Below are 17,441 nucleotides of genomic sequence, written 5' to 3'. Positions count from 1 at the left end.
CGATGATCGCAATCAAACGGAATCCATGATCGCGATCCACCGGAATCGATGATCGCGATCAAACGGAATCAGTGATCGCGATCCACCGGAACGCGCACAGGAGCATTGGTGCCACAAGGGTCGACGCTTGAGCGCGATTTTGGCGTTGACGATCTGCCTGGTCCTGTTGACCGCGGTCTTGCAGCAAAGCAGCCCGACGCCGCTGTTTTTCATGCCGTTGCTGTTCGCCTTTCTCGGCATGGTCGCCGGATTTGAAGTCTCGTGCGTCGGCGTGGCCGGTTTGGCAGTGTTTGCACTGTGTCGGACCGCTGCCGGACATGGTCCGATCGTCGCGCTGGAGCCGGATAGCATCGCGGCGCGCATCCTGATCCTGCAATCGCTGATCGGTGCGAGTTTTCTGTCATCCGTCCCGATTGCCGTGTCGTTCGAGCGGCATGCAGGGATGATTGCACAGCTGCGCCAACAGAAGGCCGCAATCATCGCGCGTGCCGCGCACTACAAACTCCTGGCAGACGTCTCGGCCGACACCATTCTCGTCACTCTGCAGGACGGCACGATCCTCTATGCATCGCCCGCGGCAGTGCGGTTGCTCGGCATCGCCGGGAGCGCGCTTGCCGGTCGGTCGGCGTTCGATCTGATCCATCCGGATGACAAGCCGTCGGTCCGACGCTCATTGGCCACCCTGTGCGATGGCACCCCCGAGGTTACCACTGAGCTTCGCTTGCAGCCGAACGGGAGCGCCGGGCCGATCTGGACGGAGGTCAAAACTCGGATCGCCGAGGGAAAATCCGGTCGGCGCGTCGAAGTCGTGAGCGTCGTGCGCGACATTTCGAACCGACGTGCTGAGGACGACCGCCGCAAGGCGGATCTGATCCGACTCGATCTTCTGGCCAATACCGATCCCCTGACCGGTCTCGCCAATCGTCGGCGTTTCAACGATCATCTCGACAAGGAATGGCGCCGCGCGCTGCGCGAACAACTCGACATCGCCCTCATCATGATCGATGTCGATCTGTTCAAGGCGTATAACGATGCCTATGGCCATCCGACTGGCGATATCGCGCTGCGCCAGCTCGCGACGATTGTCGGCACTGGCGCGCTACGGCCGGCCGATCTGGCCAGCCGGATCGGGGGGGAGGAGTTTGCCGTTATTCTGCCCGGAACCTTCCTGAGTGGTGCGCGGGCGGTCGCCGAGCGGATCAGGGATGGCGTGCGGGACAAGCAAATCGTCCATGAAAAATCACCATCCGGGTTCCTGACGGTGAGCGTTGGGATCGATTGCCTGTGCCCGAACTCGATTCTGACCCCTCAGATTTTCATCGAGCGCGCCGATAGGGCTCTTTATCGGGCGAAGGCCCGCCGTGGGAGCATCGCGATCGCAACATAGGCACACCGCTCAGCGGCGCCGCGATACCGCATAATCGGCCGCTTCCATCATCAAGCCGCGGACCGGGTCGTCCGGCAAGGGCGCGAGCGCCGCCTTGGCGTCGAGCGCGAAGGCCTGTGCGCGCGCGATGGTGCGGCCGATGGCATCGTGCCGGGCGATCAGGTCGAACGCCGTCTTCAAATCGACCTCGGTCTGGTCGCCGGCCTCGATCGTGCGCTGCCAGAAGCGGCGTTCCTGGGCGTCGCCATCCGCATAGGCAATCAGGACAGGATAGGTCAGCTTGCCCTCACGGAAGTCATCACCCACGGTCTTGCCGAGTTCATCCTGATCGGCCGCGTAATCCAGCGCGTCATCGACCAGTTGGAAGGCCATGCCCAACGCCGAACCATAGGCGGACAGAGCGGCACAGGTCGCGGCATCGCGCTGTGCCACCACGGCGCCGACCTCGCACGCCGCGGCGAACAGGGCGGCGGTCTTGCCCTCGATCACCTTGAAGTAACGGGGAATATCGGTACCCAGATCGTTCTGGGTCGATAGCTGCAGAACCTCGCCCTCGGCAATCGTGGCGGAGGCGTTGCACAGGATGCGCAGGACTTCGAGCGATCCGTCGGCCACCATCAATTCGAAGGCGCGGGCAAACAGGAAATCGCCGACCAGGACCGAGGCCTTGTTGCCGAACACCGCATTGGCGCTCGCAAGGCCGCGCCTTAGGTCACTTTCATCAACCACGTCGTCATGCAGCAAGGTGGCGGTATGGATGAATTCGACACATGCGGCGAGGCGCACGTGGCGCTCGCCGTGGTAGCCGCAGAGACGGGCGGATGCCAAGGTCAGCAATGGCCGCAGCCGCTTGCCGCCGGCTGCGATGAGGTGGGCCGCCAATTGGGGGATCAGCTCGACCTCACTGGCCATCCGCGCGATGATTGCGGCGTTGGTGGCCGCCAGATCGACCGCGAGCAGCGATGCCAGACGCTGTAGCGCATCGCCCCCCGCCGGGGCGCTGGTCGTGGCGGCATCGGGCTCTGAAGTCAGCAGACCATCCACAGGCGGTTTCAACCTTGTCATGTTATCGACGATCGCTACAGCATATCGGCCTCGGTCATCGAGGGTCAAGGCGAGCGGGCTCCGGCCGGCGGCACAACCCAGGGAGCACGAAGAGCGGCATGGAAGTCATCATCGCGTCGAACAACACGATACGGCTCAGTTTTCTGATGGCGCTGCTGCGCGATGCCGGGCTTTCGCCGGTGATGCTGGACCAGAATATCGCCGCCACCGAGGGCAATATCGGCATGTTCCCACGCCGGATCGCCGTCGCGGTGGACGAGGCCGCGCAGGCAAGGCGTGTGCTGCAAGAAGCCGGCGAAGCGTGAAATACACGGCGGGAACACTGCTTGGCGGCAAACTGCACTACCGGCAGACGGCGAGCGGGCATCGGAGTGGGCTCGAGCCGGTGCTTCTGGCTTCGATAATCCCGGCCCGCGCGGGGCAGCGTGTCATCGAGGCCGGAACCGGCGCGGGTGCTGGTCTCCTCTGCCTTGGCCATCGGGTTGGCGGGCTTGAAGGGATCGGGATCGAGCGCGACCCTGGCCTTGCCGCGCTCGCCGCCGATAATTTCAGGGTCAACGCGATGTCGGAGTTGTGCGCGGTTGCAGCTGACGTTACCCGCCTGCCGATCGGCCGGCCGTTCGACCATGCCTTTGCGAACCCGCCCTGGCGATCGCTGCTCGATACGCCATCGCCCGATGAGGGACGCCGCACCGCTCACCGCGCGGCCGGCGGATTACTCGCGGACTGGGCCGCCGCGCTGGGTGCGGTCGTCAGGTTTCATGGGACGTTGACCTTTATTCTGCCGGCAGGATCGATCGATGCGTGTCTCCTTGCCATGAACAGCGCAGGGTTCGGCGCCTGCCGGATCGTGCCGCTCTGGCCACGGCTCGGTCGCGCCGCAAAACTGATCATCATTCAATCGAAAAAACAGGCGCGCGGTCCGGTGACGCTGCAACCGGGCCTGGTCCTGCATGATGAACGCGGCTTCACGCCCGACGCACAGGCGATCCTGCGCGACGGCGCTGGCTTTCCGGTTCATTTGGCCGATTGACCGGCCGGCGTGCTTGGCGGCTTCGCGGCGTGAGGCGCGGACGCGACGGTTGTCCCCACCCGTTCGATCGCCGCGATCTGGGCCAGCGCCTGTGACAGACCGGTCTGCGCCGGCAGAGGTGCAGCCGTTATCGTTGCGAACAGATCGGCCGCCCGGCCGGGCGGCAGGCGCGACTGGTATGCCTCGCGCAACTGCGCGAGGGTTGAGCCATCCTTGAGATGAGACGCCGCAACGGCCCATTGCAAAACGGTCTGCGCTTGCTGGTGATCGAGCGGGCCGGTCGCGGGAATCGTCACCGCAGCGAGTTTCCGCTCGGCTTGTTCGAGCGCCGGCCAATCGCGCCGCTTAGCCGCGACTTGGGTTGCAACCCGGACGGCATTCGGGTCGGGTGAGCGGGTCAGGGAGGTCAGATCGGTGCCACCACCCTCGCGCGCGGCGATTTCAGTTGCCAACAGTACGCGCGATGAAGCAAGCGGCGCGCTGATATCGGGGGAATCGGTTGCGGTCAGGGCAGCCTGGGCCTTGGTGAGATGATGCGCCGTGAGTTCCAGCCCCGCCAGGATATAGCCTGCATGCGCCCGCATCTCGTCGTCGGATGAATGCGCGATCACTTGGCGGAGGACGCCCGCGGCCTGATCCGGCAGTCCCAGAGCTATAAGCCGATCCGACAGGATACCGAGAATCGGCACACCCGCATCACCAGGCGGGATAAGGTCGAGGTTTCCGTTGATGACGGAGACCGCGGCCAGCGGCGATAGTCGCTTCAACGCCTGCGATGCGATCATTCTTTTGAACAATGCCTGGCGGACCGGCAGGATTTTTGTTGTTTGGCTGGGGAACAGGTGATTCGCCCGCCGTAGATCGGTGAAAGCCTGCGGCCATTGGCCGGCGGTGGCCAACAGGCGCGCCCTTGCGATCCGGACGTTGAGTTCATGACGCGGTGCGCGCCATTCATAGACGTGCCGTCCGAGTGCCGCGGCGGCGGTGCGGGCATCGATCTGATGTAGTTGAGCCCGCAGCATGATCGATCGAAACCGGGCGATGCCTGCCGTTCGTTGGTCGGGACTGTCGAGCAGGGCATGATAGGCGAGCAGGGCGGCGTGCGGGTGATGCTCGGACTCGAGTAGTTCCGCGCGTGCGAGGGCCAGATTATGTTCATGCGGCAAGGTATTGAGCAGAATTTTGGCCGGCACGACGGCCCCGCCCGCGAGCAGGGTTTCAGCGGTCAGCGGCGCGACCTGGTGCCGGAGCAACGCCGGTGCCGCGATCAGGCGGGACAACCCGGGTGTGATCATCGGGGCTGCCTTGGTCGCATCGCCCTGCTCGGCGAGTGCGAGACCACGCCAAAGTCGGTCCGTTGGCGTCGCCCCGGTCGGGGGTGACGATGCTGCCGGAGGTGGCATGGAGCGATGAGCCAGCACCGTTGCGACCGCAAGCAGAGCAACCCGCTTCGGGTCATCAGCGGCGGCTGGGTCGCTGCGGAGCATATCGACCAGGACGCCTTCGGCCTCGGGACCAAGACCGAGTGACAGCAGGACGCGCGCGAGCCGCAGCGATTGATCGTGGCGCGCCAGTGGCGGTGCTGCGGCGATCCGACGTTGCGCCTGTTCCATCCGTGACCGCAGCGCCTGGATCGTGCCATGGGGCAGATCGAGCCCGCCGATGTGATCCGGCGAAGCCGTGAGAGTGCCGGAAACCGGCGGATTGCCGACCGGCAGCGGGGCGGACTGATCGCTCGACGCTAAGACGAAACCGGCATGATCGGGGGACATTGCCAGATCGTCCGACGCGGCGGCAACCACGACCCCACTGACGGCCGGAATCGTCGCATAGCCCGGCCCCTGCAGAGCAAGACCCAGCGCTGCATTGTTCATGACCGTGCCAACCAACAGGGGCTCACTCCGATCAGGCAGCGCGACGGTGATGACCGCACCAGGTGCCGAGGCCGGAAAGAGGATGTGCCCATGGGCATAGGACGGGTTGATCGATTTGGTGCCGACCGGTTTACCCAGAACGACGTGGAACGAATTCTGTGCCGAGATCGCATTGAGCGTCTGTCCCGGCGGCAAAGGAATCGTGAGGACCGTCGCGTTCGGCAGATGATGGACGGCAACGGTCTGAATCTTGGTGATCTGTTGCAGGGCTGCCAGTTGCACCGGTAAATCGGCTGCAAAGATCAAGATGTCATTCGAGCCAAGCCGGAAGCTGGCGTGACCGATCTGCGCCGGCACCAGATTCGGCGGCAGGAGGACACGAAACCAATAGGACGGATCGCTGGTCGCCTGCGCAAGGGCGCGCTGGCTAGTCAGATTGGTCAAAAACAAGCCAATCATGAGTGCCCATGATGTCCGGAACGGCGACGGGGACCGGCGGCTCATGGCGCGGCATCCGGCAGCAATGCATTAGCCGGCCGTATGGCATGTGCCGGGCTGCCAGCCAGGCGCTCCGTGATCGCCTGCGCAGTTGCCGGCGACATGCCCGCGAGAATGGCGGCCGATTTACGGTTGTTCATGTGTTGCAGGACATGGAATACGATTGTGGGATCGAGTCCGTCGAAGATGCGCGCCGCGCTGCGCGGGTCCATGGCGCCGTAGGTGGCGACGAGCGATGCCCATTTTGCATCGTCCGCCGAATGCTGTGCGGTATTCATGGCTTCGAGCCGCGCCGCAAGCGGCTTCAGGGCAGCCACCTGCTGTCGCAGAGCGGCCTTGGTTGCATCGAGTTGCAGTTGTTCCTGATCGAGAGCCGTGGCGCGTGCGGCCAATGCCGCTTCACGAGCCTTAAGATGCAGGAGAATTTTGTTTTCACCGGCCTCGCTCATCGGATCCGGGCGGCACATCGGCGGCGGCGGCGGCCGATCGGTCCAGTTGCTCACGGGTCGATACCGCGTCGATGGCTGCTTCGCTGATGCCGTAGCCGCGCCTGCGGATGGCGGTGCGGGTGCGCCCGCCGGCGGCGCTGCGGGCGCGGCCTGGGCGAAGGAAATTTCGATCAGAGTCGCCGTTTTCAGTGCAATCACCGCGATCAGCAAGACGATAAGAACGGGCAGAAATCGCAACGAGCGCGACTGCCGGAGACCGTGCCCTCTGGTACGGATTAATGACCGCTCGTTGGTACTTTTATCACGAGGCATCAATCAACATCCTCGCCAGATCGCGCTCAGCCCGGCTTGTTGAAACTGCCGGTGTGCGGGGCGTGACCGCGGGGGCGGGCGGGCGGGCGACCTCGGGGGGTGGTGTCTGTTTGGGGGGTGACGCCAGGAGTTGAACCGCCCGGCTGATTGAATCGTCCAATTTCCGAGTGATGGCCTCGGCAGACTCGGTTGCTTCACCAAGCGCGGTTTCGCTACGGCGCAGATCATGCGCCAGACGATCGGTCGCGGTCGCCGCTTTCGTCAGCGCCAGATCGATCTGTGGCAGCGCCGACTGCAGGAGGGCATGATCGCTGCGAACCTGCCGCAACAAGCGATCGAGGCGGCGGGCGTAGGTTAGTGCGACCAGGAGAGTGCAAAAGAAGGCAATTTGAAAGAGCCAGTTCAGCAACCCAACATAATGGTTCAACATTTCGATCATTTTCGCCTGCCGTTGAGAATTGTCTGGTTGAAAATCAAGCCAAGAGCCGGGAGCGGCAAATCATTGCACGATCAGTTCTTCGAACAGGACGTTGCGAACCACGTTAGGCGCGACCGCGATGCGCACACGGTCGATCAACGCCTCGCGCAATCGATAGGTGCCTGAGGCGCCGCGCAGTTCGCTCGGATGCATTGCGCGCAGATAGGTCTGAAACACATCGATGATGCGCGGCATGTCGTGCTGCACCTGGGACACCGACGCCTTACTGGACAATTCGAGGGTCGCTTCCAGCTTGGCGTAAGAATCCTGACCCGACGGCACGTTCAAATTGGCGACGATTTCGGGGATTTTGATGAACACCGGCCCGGTTGCGACGGCCGGTTTATGGCCGTGAAGAAGGTGCGGAATGATGCCGCTGAACCAGAGCCCGCCGCCGATCAGCAGCAGGACCGCCGCTAGGATGCCGAACAACAGCAGTTTCGAGCGTTTTTTCGGGGCCGGCGCAGCATCGGCCTCGCCGGTGGCACCAGACTCGGGCTCTTTGGGTTTAGCGCTCGTTGGAGGTTTAGCCATTTTTCGTCCTCACATCCTTCGAGCGGATTATGAGGGAAGATGGTTAACAAATGATTATGATGACGATCAGGATCAGTGAAAATCACGGCTCTTTCGGATGATCCGTTCATGGCGCGGATGCCCGGGACGGGCATGAAGCAACTGTCCGGGACGGGCATGAAGCAACTGCCCGGGACGGGCTTCGGCGGTTGCGTGGCGCGCGGGCTCGGGTGGCGGTATTTCATCGGCGCGGGCGCGCGGCAGGTCGAGCGTGCCGATCAGCGCCGACAAATCGTCCAGCGACTCGACCACGACATGCACCACACCTTCAGCGCTGCGCTGCACCCTGCCCCGCGCGCGGATCAGCGCGGCGCCGATGATGACCGCGCGATAGGTCAGGACATGCGCCGGCCACACGATCAGATTGGCGATGCCGGTTTCATCCTCGATCGTGATGAACACGGTGCCCTTGGCGCTGCCGGGGCGCTGGCGCACGACCACGACGCCAGCCAGATCGATGCGCGAATGATCGGCCGCGGTCGCCGTATCGGCACAGGGCCGCGCATCCGCGAGCGCTGGTTTGTGCCGCAGCAGCGCCATCGGGTGGGCGCGCAGCGACAGGCCGGTGATGCGGTAATCCGCGGTGACGTGTTCGCCCGCGCTCATCGCCGGCAGGGCGGGCGTGACGCTGCTGTGCTGCGCATTCGCGAACAAGGGCAATGCCTGATCTTCCATCACGCCCACGCGCCAAAGGGCGGTGCGACGATCGAACCCCAGGCTCCGCAAGGCGCCGGCATCGGCGAGTTTGTCGAGCGCGGGGCGCGGCAGGCGTTGCAGATCGGCCGGTGTTGCGTAGCCTGCGCCGCGTCCGGCGATGATCTGCTGCGCCCAATCGGCATGGAACCCATCGATCAGCCGCAGACCCAGCCTGAGGGCGCCGCGCTCGATCGTGCAATCCCAATCGCTCGCGTTGATATCCGCGGCACGCACCGCGACGCCGTGCGCGCGCGCATCGCGCACGATCTGGGCGGGGGCGTAGAAGCCCATCGGCTGCGAATTCAGCAGGGCGGCCGCGAATTCGGCCGGGTGGTGGCATTTCAGCCAGGCCGAGACATAGACCAGATGGGCAAAGCTCGCGGCATGGCTTTCGGGAAACCCATAGGTGCCGAAGCCTTCGATCTGTTTGAAGCAGCGTTCAGCGAAATCGCGCTGATAGCCGCGCGCGACCATGCCTTCGACCATCTGCGCCTGGAATTTGTGGATCGTGCCGATGTTGCGGAACGTCGCCATCGCGCGGCGCAGGGCGTTGGCTTCGCCGGGGGTGAATTTGGCTGCCTCGATCGCGATTCGCATCGCCTGTTCCTGAAACAAGGGCACGCCGAGGGTGCGGCCGAGCACGCGCCTGAGTTCGTCGGGATGACCATGCTGCGGGTGCGGCGCGGGCAACTCATGGTCTTCCAACCCCTGGCGGCGGCGCAGATAGGGATGCACCATGTCACCCTGGATCGGGCCGGGCCGAACGATCGCAACCTCGATGACCAGGTCGTAGAACGCCCGGGGTTTCAGCCGCGGCAGCATGTTCATCTGTGCGCGGCTTTCCACCTGGAACACGCCGATGGAATCGCCGGTGCACAGCATGTCGTAAACCCGCGCATCCTCGCGCGGCACGTCCGCGAGGCCGGGAATGCCCAGCATGGCAAAGCATTTGCGAATGCAGGTGAGCATGCCCAGCGCCAGGATATCGACCTTCATCATGCCCAGCGCATCGATATCGTCCTTGTCCCACTCGATGAAACTGCGGCCGGGCATGCCGGCCGGCCCGATCGGGACGGTCTCGTCGAGCCGGTCGCGCGTCAGGATGAAACCGCCGACATGCTGGGACAGATGGCGCGGCAGATCGACCAGGTCGCGCGCAAGCTCGATCGTGCGGCGGACTTTGGCCGCCGCGGGATCGAGCCCGGCCTCGATCACCCGCTCATCGGGCCAGAGCTCATCGCCGGGATTCCAGCTCTGCGCCGCCAGCGCGGCGAGCGCCGGCTCGGGCAGGCCCAGCACCTTGCCGACCTCGCGGATCGCGCTGCGCGGCCGGTAGTGGATGACGGTTGCGGCGATCGCCGCGTTTTCCCGGCCGTAGCGGCGGTAAATATATTGAATCACCTCCTCACGGCGTTCATGTTCGAAATCGACATCGATATCCGGCGGCTCGCGCCGTTCGGCCGAGACGAACCGCTCGAACAGCAAATCGATCTCGGCGGGATCGACCGCGGTGATGGCGAGCGCGTAGCACACCGCCGAATTGGCCGCCGAGCCGCGCCCCTGGCAGAGAATGCCCTGGCTGCGCGCATAGGCGACGATATCGTGCACGGTCAGGAAATAGCGCGCGTAGTCGAGTTGTGCGATCAGCACGAGCTCGCGCGCGATGGTGGCCCGGATTTTATCAGGAATGCCGGCCGGATAGCGCGCGGCGGCGCCAGCCCAGGCAAGTGCGGCCAGATGCGCATCCGGCGTGACGCCGGGCGGAATCGGCTCATCGGGATATTCGTAACGCAGTTCATCGAGGGTGAAACGCACCGCATCGAGCACCTCGGCCTGGGCCGCGATCGCTGCCGCATGGCCGCGAAACAGGCGGATCATTTCGGCGGCGGGCTTGAGATGGCGCTCGCCATGCGGCTCCAGCCTGGTGCCGGCCTGTTCGATCGTGCAGCCGAGGCGGATGCAGCGCAGCACATCCTGCAGAGGCCGGCGGTGCGGCGCGTGGTGCAGCACATCGTTCACCGCGATCAGCCCGATCCGCGCCGCGGCGGCGAGGCGTGCCAGAGCGGCGAGATGGGCGGCATCATCCGGCGCGTAGCGGCGGCGCGCGGCGAGATGGATGCGGCCGGAAAAATCGGCCGCGAGGCGGTGGCAATGATCGGCGAACTCATCGTCGAGCCGATCGGGCGGCATCAGAATAAGGCGCTGGCCCGCGGCGTTTCCGGCCAGATCGGCGGCGAACAGGCGGCATTCGCCTTTTTTCGCACGCGATTTGCCGAGGCTGAGCAACCGGCACAGCCGCCCCCAGGCGGCGCGATGTTCGGGGTAGCAGATGATGTCCGGCGCATCGGCAAAGCAGAGTCGCGCCCCCACCAGCAGGCGCAGATCGGCGGCTTGTGCTGCGCGATGGGCGCGCACCACGCCCGCGACGCTGTTGCGGTCGGCGATGCCGATCGCCGTGAGGCCGAGCGCCTTGGCCTGATCGACCAGTTCCTCGGGGGATGAGGCGCCTTCGAGAAAGCTGAAGGCGCTGGTGGCGGCGAGTTCGGCGTAGAGCATCAGAACAGACCGTGGATGAACCACCGCGGCGCAGCCTCGCCCGCGTGCAGCCCGGCGCGGAACACCCAGAAGCGCTGGCCGGCCTCGTTTTCGATCACGTAATAATCGCGCACCCGCTCCGCTTCGGGGCGGGTGGGCGGCGGATCGTGGCGCCACCAGTCACGCGCGATGCGCTCCGGCCCGGTTGCGCGGACCACCCGATGGCTCGCGCCGCGCCACTGCATCATGCGGGGTGGATCGTCGGGCACCGGCGCGATCACCGTGATCGGTTCCGGTCTTTCGAACAGGCGCAGCGGTCGGGGATGGCAGGGGGCGGACCATTGCGATTCCGGCGTGGTGACCGGCACGCGATGGGCTGCGAATTCCGGGATATGGGTCTGATCCGGCGCAAACCGGGACAGGCGGGCGCGGCGCATCAACCGGTCGATCGTGCGGGCATGCTGCGGGGCGGCGGCACCGCCGAGTTCGGGCTGGGTCATCACCAGCGGGGCGGTTTCGGCGGAAAGCACGATGGCCTCAACGCCGAAGCCGGATCACGCGCGCATCGATGCGGTGAAACCCGGTTTTGAGGCCAACCAGACCCACTTCGGCAGCCGCTAGACCCGCACATAGTTTATGCGCGAGCCGGGCCAGCGCCGCCTGCAATTGCTCTGCCGCCAGCAAGGGTTCGGCGTGATATTCGACCTCCCGGTACGACGGCGGCGCACTCAGGAACAGCATCGCCTCCGGGGCGCGCCCGAGCAGACGATCGAGCCTGAGCGGCAGATCGGCGCCGAACCCCGCCCTGATCTCGCCGCGCGACAGTGCGGCCAACTCGCCGATCCGCCTGATGCCGAGCCGGCGCAGCCGCGCGATCATGCCATCGGGGATGCGCAGCGCCGCGAGCGGCAAATCGGCGAGGGGCTGCGTATCGGCCTGACCATAGCGGGCCAGCGCCCAGGCGGCGGCGGCGGTATCGGCGATTGCGAGCCTTGCCCCTGGCCAGAGCGCGGCAAGCCTTGCCCGCAATCCGGCCTCGCCACCGAACAGATGGGCGCAGCCGGTGATATCGAGCAGAAGACCATCGGGCGGGTCGACCGCAGTGAGCGGCGTGAAAGCCTGGCACCACAAGGCGAGCGCATGCAGATCCAGCTCATCCGGCCCGCTGTCGCCATGCGGCGGGTCGGGATGCCGGGGGACGCTGGGGAACCATAACGAGAGCAGGCGGCGATGCATGGCGATCGACCTCGACCAGAAAAACACCCGGGGGCCTGCCCCGTGCGTAGAGCAATTCCGCACACCAGCGCGCCGCGCCGTCCGGCCCGGAGCGTGCCGCGCTGATGCGCCATCGGGCGGCAAAGGCGGTTGAATCGCCGGCGCTGCGATGACGCAGGACCAGGCCGATCCCCCCGCCGCTGCGGGCCGCCAGGGACAACCGGCGTGCCGCCAGGCGGGACACGGTTTCGACCACCGCGACCCCGTGCATGCCGCCGTGCAGCGCGATTTCGAGCGCGCCCAGGCGTTCGTACTCATGCGGGGTTTCGGCCAGGATCAGTCGTGCCGGGTCGAGCGCGCACCAGGCCAGACCGGGCGGATACAGATCGAGCCGGCCACCGGTCCACACGATCGGCACGCCGACCGTGCCGGCCAGGCACACCACCGCGAATCCCAAAGTGGCATCGCCGCCGGCAATGTCGTGGACGGCGCCGCGCATGAAGGCCTCCATCGGGAAACGCCGAGCGGGATCAGGGCTGAGATCGGCATCGTCCGTGTCCTGAACACCGAACCGATCGCGTCTGGGTCCGATTATTGAGGGAGTGCGGTTTATCATGTTCTTATTTTGTTCTAGTTTTTGCAGGAGTCAAGGGTCCGCGCCGGATCGATCGCGGATATCTCCACGGCAAAAAAACACTGGGCTCTTTAGGTGATTGTTAAGCTTTCATCGTCATGTTCCGCTTCAGACGAACGACCCGATACGTCCCAAAACGGTGACAGGACTAATGGATAATACAACCAGTATCATTCTCTCGCGCATGATCACCGCGTCGCGCACGGTGGACGTGATCGCGAACAACATCGCAAACGTGGCGACACCCGGCTACGAGGCGATCCACCTCAAATCCGCCGCCTGGATCGATCGGATGCGCGGCGTCACCGCACCGCCGGGCGGATCGAAATTATCATACACCCAAGCCATCGGCACGTGGCGCGACGCCACGCCGGGCGCCGTGCACCAGACCGGCAACCCGCTCGATCTGGCACTGCCCGGCGGCGGCTATTTCACGGTAGCGACCGCCAATGGCCCGCGTCTGACCCGCGATGGCCGGTTCGGCCTGTTGCCGAACGGCACGATCGCGAATGCCTCGGGCGATGCCCTGCTCGACGCCGGAGGCCAGCCGATCACGGTCCCGCCGCAAAGCGGCACGCTGACGATCGCGGCGGACGGCACGATCAGCACGGCGCAAGGCATCATCGGTCAGGTCGGCGTGGTGACCGTTCCCGACCCGCAAACGCTCAAGGACCAGGGCGGCAATCTGTTTCAAACGACAGTACCGCCGGTGCCGAGTGCCAATCCAGGCATCGTGCAAGGCGCCGTTGAGGGTTCGAATGTTCAGCCCATCGTCGAAATCACCAAAATGATCGAGGCCAGTCAGAATTTCCGCATGATCGCGCAATTCGTTACGGCGGAACGAGCGCGCGATCAGTCGGCGATCAGCAAGATTCTCGGCGCGACCACCAGCTAATTTTACGCTTTTTTTGGAGATCATGAATGCGCGCTCTCGATATCGCGGCAACCGGCATGCAGGCCCAGCAGACCAATGTTGAAGTCATCGCCAACAACATCGCCAACATGACCACGACCGGATATCAACGCCAGCGGGTCGAGTTTCAGGACCTGCTGTATCAGGATCTGCGGCGTGCCGGTTCGAACAGTTCGGATGCCGGCACGATCGTGCCTTCCGGCACCCAGATCGGGCTGGGGGTCAAGACGGCGGCGATCTATCGCATCGATCAGCAGGGCAATCTGCAGCAGACCAACAATTCGCTCGATCTCGCCATTTCGGGGAACGGGTGGTTTCAGGTCACGCTGCCATCCGGACAGACGGCCTATACGCGTGATGGCACGTTCGGCCTGTCGCCGAGCGGGGAAATCGTGACGGCCGATGGTTATATCGTGCAGCCGGGCATCCAGATTCCGTCCAACGCCACCAACGTCACGATCAACGCGTCAGGACAGGTGCAGGTCAGCCTGTCGGGCCAGACGGCGCCGCAAACCGTGGGCCAGCTCCAGCTCGCGGCCTTTCCGAACGATGCGGGGCTCGAAGCGCAGGGCGGCAATTTGCTCATCCAGACCGCGGCATCCGGTTCGCCGGTGACGGCGGTTCCGAGTTCGCCCGGTTTCGGTTCGGTCCAGCAGGGCTTCGTGGAAAACTCCAACGTCAATGTCGTCAGTGAAATCACCGACCTGATCACGGCACAGCGCGCCTACGAGATGAACAGCAAAGTGATCACGACGTCGAACCAGATGTTGAACACACTGACGCAGCTGTGATGACATGACATCCCGGTCGATCCGACGCGCATCTTTCCTGCTGTTTATCGCGATGGTTGCTGGCGCACCCGCTGCAATCGCGCAATCCGCAGAGCAGCCATCATCGATATCCGCCGCACCATCCGCACCGTCGGCTCGCACGTTGGTGTTGATCGACCGGCCCGTCGTCGAGCTGAAAGATCTGTTCCATCACGCCGGGATCAACGCCGATGCGGTGCTGGGGCCGGCACCGCTCCCTGGTGCACGGATCGTGGTCGGCAGCCGGCAACTGGCGGCGATCGCGCTGCGGTATGGCGTTGCCTGGTTTCCCGGCGATTCCGATCAATCCGTCTCGATCGAGCGCCCCGGCTCACCAATCGGGCATGATCGGATCGTCGCGGCGGTAAGCCGGGCCTTGCGGCAGGCGGGGGCTGCGGGTCATGTAGCGATCAACCTCGAAGGCGAACAACTGCCGATGGTGCCGCCGAATTCCCGGCCGGATATTTCGATCGATCAAATGGTTTTCGATCGCAATACCGGAGCTTTCCGGGCCATTGCCCACATCGCGGCGCCGCGGATGGATACAGTAACCACGACGATCGGCGGTGTTGCAAAACCCGAAACGCAACGGGTGATCGCAACGCATGATCTGTCCCGCGGCGACATACTGAACGACAGCGATGTGCGGCTGACCTGGGTAGCGCAGGATGATGACCGGCACGACGCGATCAGGACGCTTTCGCGCGTCATCGGCATGCAGGTCAGTCAATCGATCCTCAAAGGAATGCCGTTGTCGCGCCGCATGATCGCCGACCCCATCCTGGTCGCGCGCGGCGCCACGGTGAGCCTGGCGGTGGATATGCCGGGGCTTGAAGTCACCGCGCAGGGCGTCGCTCTGGCGGCCGGCGGATCGGGTCATGTGATCCCGGTGATCAACCCGTCGTCCCACGAAATCGTGCAGGCCGTGGTCGATGGACCAGACCATGCGCATGTGCTGCCGGGCAGCATGCCGACCCGGGGCGACAATGCCAATCCGTATTATGACCTTGCCGGGCGTCAGCCGTGAGGCGCGATGCGACCTACCATCATGGCGGCCGTTATGCGCGCGCGATCGGGGCGGTGATTTCGGTTTTGTCGCTGGGTGGTTGTGGTGCGTTCTCGAACCTGTCCTATGTCGGCCATGCGCCGCCGATGACGCCGATCACCAATCCGACGCAAGCCGCAACCTGGCGGCCAGTGAGCATGCCGATGCCACCGCTCCGCGATGTGCCGAGCGCACCCGACAGTCTGTGGCGGCGCGGGGCGCGAGCGTTTTTCAAGGATCAACGGGCATCGCGGGTGGGCGACATCATCACGATCACCGTCAACATCAACGATGCCGCGACGCTGAAAGACCAGACGACGCTGGGCCGTACCGGCTCTGAATCGATGGGTGTGCCAAACCTGTTCGGGTTGGAGAGTTTGATCCCGCGGGTGCTGGGCAAGGGCGTCAATCCATCCAGCCTCGTTTCGGTATCGGGGGCCGGCAATTCGACCGGAACCGGACAGATCCAGCGGAATGAGAGTGTCACCCTGTCTTTGGCCGGCGAGATCACACAGGTGCTGCCGAACGGCAATTTCGTCGTCGTCGCCCGCCAGGAAATGCGAGTGAACAATGAACTCAGGGTCCTGACCGTCTCGGGCATCTGCCGCCCGCAGGACATTGCGAGCAACAATATCGTCCAGGCGAATCAACTGGCCGAAGCACGCATATCCTATGGCGGCCGCGGCTTGATCAGCGGCCAGCAGTCGCCAAGGGTCGGCCAGCAGATTCTCGACGATATCGTGCCGTTCTGATGGCGCGCACGATTTTGGCGGCCAGGTTTTGTCGCCCGCGGTGGCGCATCGTGCTGAGAGATGGCACGATTGCTGTGGCGATGGCGCTCCATTATGGAGGGCGCCGCTGCAGGCCGACGCGGCCGCCGATGCGACGATGATATCGGCCGGTGCGGTCTCGCTGGTCGGTCAGGAAGGGTGGCCGGATCGCCGGCCGGATAAACCGATGATCATGACAGGCCTGCTGATACTGACTTCACTCGCCTTCGCCTGGAGCATGGGTGCTCATTATACCGGCGCGTGCATGGGCATGCCCTATGCCACCGGATCGATCGACCGGACGTCCGCCCTGCGGTTGATGGCGATTGCGACGCTGATCGGCGCGGCGATGTTCAGCCATGGGGTTCTGGTCCATGTCGGGCACGGTATTCTCAAGGGCGGGCTGGGCACGGTTCCGGCGATCATCGTGATCGGCACCGCCTTCGCGCTGACGACGGTATTCACCCGGCGCCGGATTCCGACCTCGACCATCCAGATCCTGGTGTTCGCGCTGGTCGGTGCCGGCATCGCGCTGCGGCTGGGGGTGCATTGGGCCGCGATTGTGCACCTCGCGCTGCTGTGGGTGCTGGCACCGTTCATCGCCTGCGGCTGCGGGTTTCTGTTCACCCGCCTGTTCGACCGGATTCCGGCCCTTGCCGCGCATCGGCGCGCGCCGATCATAGGGCAAGCGCTGGTCGGCGCGGGGGCCATCGCCTCACTGACGATGGGGGCCAATGATGTGTCGAACGCAACGGCGGTATTTCTGTCGGCGCATGTCGCCGGCGTGCTCACAGCCGGTATCAGCGGCGGCATCGGTCTCGCGGCGGGCGTATTGACGTGGGGCCGCCCGCTGCTGGAGCGCGTCGCGTTCGATGTGGTGAAACTGGACCCCACGATGGCGACCGCGGCGCAGACCGTGCAGGCGCTGGTGGTGCTCGGCGCGGTGGCGTTCGGGGATTTCACCTCGATGAATCAGGCGCTGATCGGTGCGATGGCCGGCGCCGGCCTCGCGCGCGGGCGCCAGACGATCGATGCGAAGGTCTTGCGCGGCATCGGGCGCGGCTGGATCATCGGCCCCGGTGCCGGGTTCGCGCTGGCCTACGCTGCCGCCGCGCTGTTCCGGATGATCACGCAGCCGCTATGAGGCACCGGATG

General features: G+C 64.8%; 17 protein-coding genes. 8 read left to right on the top strand and 9 right to left on the bottom strand.

Annotated features, from left to right (window positions below; genetic code table 11):
• The first annotated feature begins 127 nt into the window (after positions 1–127).
• The gene (locus B7X49_RS04250; protein ID WP_286703558.1) at positions 128–1,387 is read left to right on the top strand and encodes a diguanylate cyclase; all 1,260 of its coding nucleotides are present in this window, start codon (positions 128–130) and stop codon (positions 1,385–1,387) included.
• Positions 1,388–1,396: 9 nt separating this feature from the next.
• On the opposite strand, the gene B7X49_RS04245 is transcribed toward B7X49_RS04250, so the two are convergent.
• Entirely contained in the window at positions 1,397–2,431 is a 1,035-nt protein-coding gene (locus B7X49_RS04245) for a polyprenyl synthetase family protein (RefSeq protein WP_286703559.1), read from the bottom strand.
• A gap of 119 nt (positions 2,432–2,550) precedes the next feature.
• Here B7X49_RS04245 and B7X49_RS04240 point away from each other — a divergent pair, with 119 nt between their 5' ends.
• Together B7X49_RS04240 and B7X49_RS04235 are read left to right on the top strand one after the other, a co-directional pair.
• On the top strand, positions 2,551–2,757 hold the full coding sequence (locus B7X49_RS04240; protein ID WP_286703557.1) for a DUF2007 domain-containing protein: 207 nt from the start codon (positions 2,551–2,553) through the stop codon (positions 2,755–2,757).
• Complete coding sequence (locus tag B7X49_RS04235) at positions 2,754–3,485, top strand: tRNA1(Val) (adenine(37)-N6)-methyltransferase (RefSeq protein WP_286703556.1); 732 nt, start codon at positions 2,754–2,756, stop codon at positions 3,483–3,485. Before B7X49_RS04240 ends, B7X49_RS04235 begins: the two co-directional genes overlap by 4 nt.
• Here B7X49_RS04235 and B7X49_RS04230 read toward each other — a convergent pair.
• The 8 genes from B7X49_RS04230 to B7X49_RS04195 all read right to left on the bottom strand — a co-directional run bounded on the left by B7X49_RS04230 (position 3,470) and on the right by B7X49_RS04195 (position 12,614).
• Positions 3,470–5,803: a hypothetical protein gene (locus tag B7X49_RS04230; RefSeq protein ID WP_286703555.1), complete on the bottom strand. Its 2,334-nt coding sequence runs from the start codon at positions 5,801–5,803 to the stop codon at positions 3,470–3,472. The two genes, B7X49_RS04235 and B7X49_RS04230, sit on opposite strands and share 16 nt — an antisense overlap.
• A 56-nt stretch (positions 5,804–5,859) precedes the next feature.
• Positions 5,860–6,516, bottom strand: a complete 657-nt coding sequence (locus tag B7X49_RS04225; protein ID WP_286703554.1) for a MotE family protein — start codon at positions 6,514–6,516, stop codon at positions 5,860–5,862.
• 91 nt (positions 6,517–6,607) lie between these two features.
• The gene (locus B7X49_RS04220) at positions 6,608–7,057 is read right to left on the bottom strand and encodes a hypothetical protein (protein WP_286703553.1); all 450 of its coding nucleotides are present in this window, start codon (positions 7,055–7,057) and stop codon (positions 6,608–6,610) included.
• A gap of 60 nt (positions 7,058–7,117) precedes the next feature.
• The gene (locus B7X49_RS04215; protein WP_286703552.1) at positions 7,118–7,630 is read right to left on the bottom strand and encodes a flagellar basal body-associated FliL family protein; all 513 of its coding nucleotides are present in this window, start codon (positions 7,628–7,630) and stop codon (positions 7,118–7,120) included.
• Positions 7,631–7,702: 72 nt separating this feature from the next.
• On the bottom strand, positions 7,703–10,921 hold the full coding sequence (locus tag B7X49_RS04210; protein ID WP_286703551.1) for an error-prone DNA polymerase: 3,219 nt from the start codon (positions 10,919–10,921) through the stop codon (positions 7,703–7,705).
• Positions 10,921–11,430, bottom strand: a complete 510-nt coding sequence (locus B7X49_RS04205; protein WP_286838387.1) for a hypothetical protein — start codon at positions 11,428–11,430, stop codon at positions 10,921–10,923. The genes B7X49_RS04210 and B7X49_RS04205 overlap by 1 nt, the downstream gene beginning before the upstream one ends.
• 7 nt (positions 11,431–11,437) lie before the next feature.
• Positions 11,438–12,136, bottom strand: a complete 699-nt coding sequence (locus B7X49_RS04200) for a hypothetical protein (protein ID WP_286838385.1) — start codon at positions 12,134–12,136, stop codon at positions 11,438–11,440.
• Positions 12,054–12,614: an ImuA family protein gene (locus B7X49_RS04195; protein ID WP_286703549.1), complete on the bottom strand. Its 561-nt coding sequence runs from the start codon at positions 12,612–12,614 to the stop codon at positions 12,054–12,056. Before B7X49_RS04195 ends, B7X49_RS04200 begins: the two co-directional genes overlap by 83 nt.
• A 286-nt stretch (positions 12,615–12,900) precedes the next feature.
• On the opposite strand from B7X49_RS04195, the gene B7X49_RS04190 reads away from it, so the two are divergent.
• From B7X49_RS04190 to B7X49_RS04170, 5 genes are all read left to right on the top strand, one after another.
• Positions 12,901–13,644, top strand: coding sequence for a flagellar hook-basal body complex protein (locus tag B7X49_RS04190; RefSeq protein WP_286703548.1), 744 nt, complete (start codon positions 12,901–12,903; stop codon positions 13,642–13,644).
• Between the two features lie 26 nt (positions 13,645–13,670).
• Positions 13,671–14,453 carry a flagellar basal-body rod protein FlgG gene (gene flgG / locus B7X49_RS04185; RefSeq protein WP_029311216.1) on the top strand — a complete coding sequence of 261 codons (783 nt, stop codon included), beginning with the start codon at positions 13,671–13,673 and terminating at the stop codon, positions 14,451–14,453.
• Positions 14,454–14,505: 52 nt separating this feature from the next.
• On the top strand, positions 14,506–15,498 hold the full coding sequence (gene flgA / locus B7X49_RS04180; RefSeq protein WP_286838381.1) for a flagellar basal body P-ring formation chaperone FlgA: 993 nt from the start codon (positions 14,506–14,508) through the stop codon (positions 15,496–15,498).
• 44 nt (positions 15,499–15,542) lie between these two features.
• Positions 15,543–16,268 (top strand): flagellar basal body L-ring protein FlgH, encoded by a 726-nt coding sequence (flgH, locus tag B7X49_RS04175; protein WP_029311214.1) that lies wholly within the window; start codon positions 15,543–15,545, stop codon positions 16,266–16,268.
• A 205-nt stretch (positions 16,269–16,473) separates the two neighbouring features.
• Positions 16,474–17,430: an inorganic phosphate transporter gene (locus B7X49_RS04170; RefSeq protein WP_286838379.1), complete on the top strand. Its 957-nt coding sequence runs from the start codon at positions 16,474–16,476 to the stop codon at positions 17,428–17,430.
• Positions 17,431–17,441 lie beyond the last annotated feature (11 nt).

The sequence above is a fragment of the Acidiphilium sp. 34-64-41 genome, assembly GCF_002282635.1.
Taxonomy (GTDB): Bacteria; Pseudomonadota; Alphaproteobacteria; order Acetobacterales; family Acetobacteraceae; genus Acidiphilium; species Acidiphilium rubrum.
The sequence above is the reverse complement of the archived record's forward strand: the minus strand, read 5'-3'. Positions and strand labels throughout refer to the sequence as shown.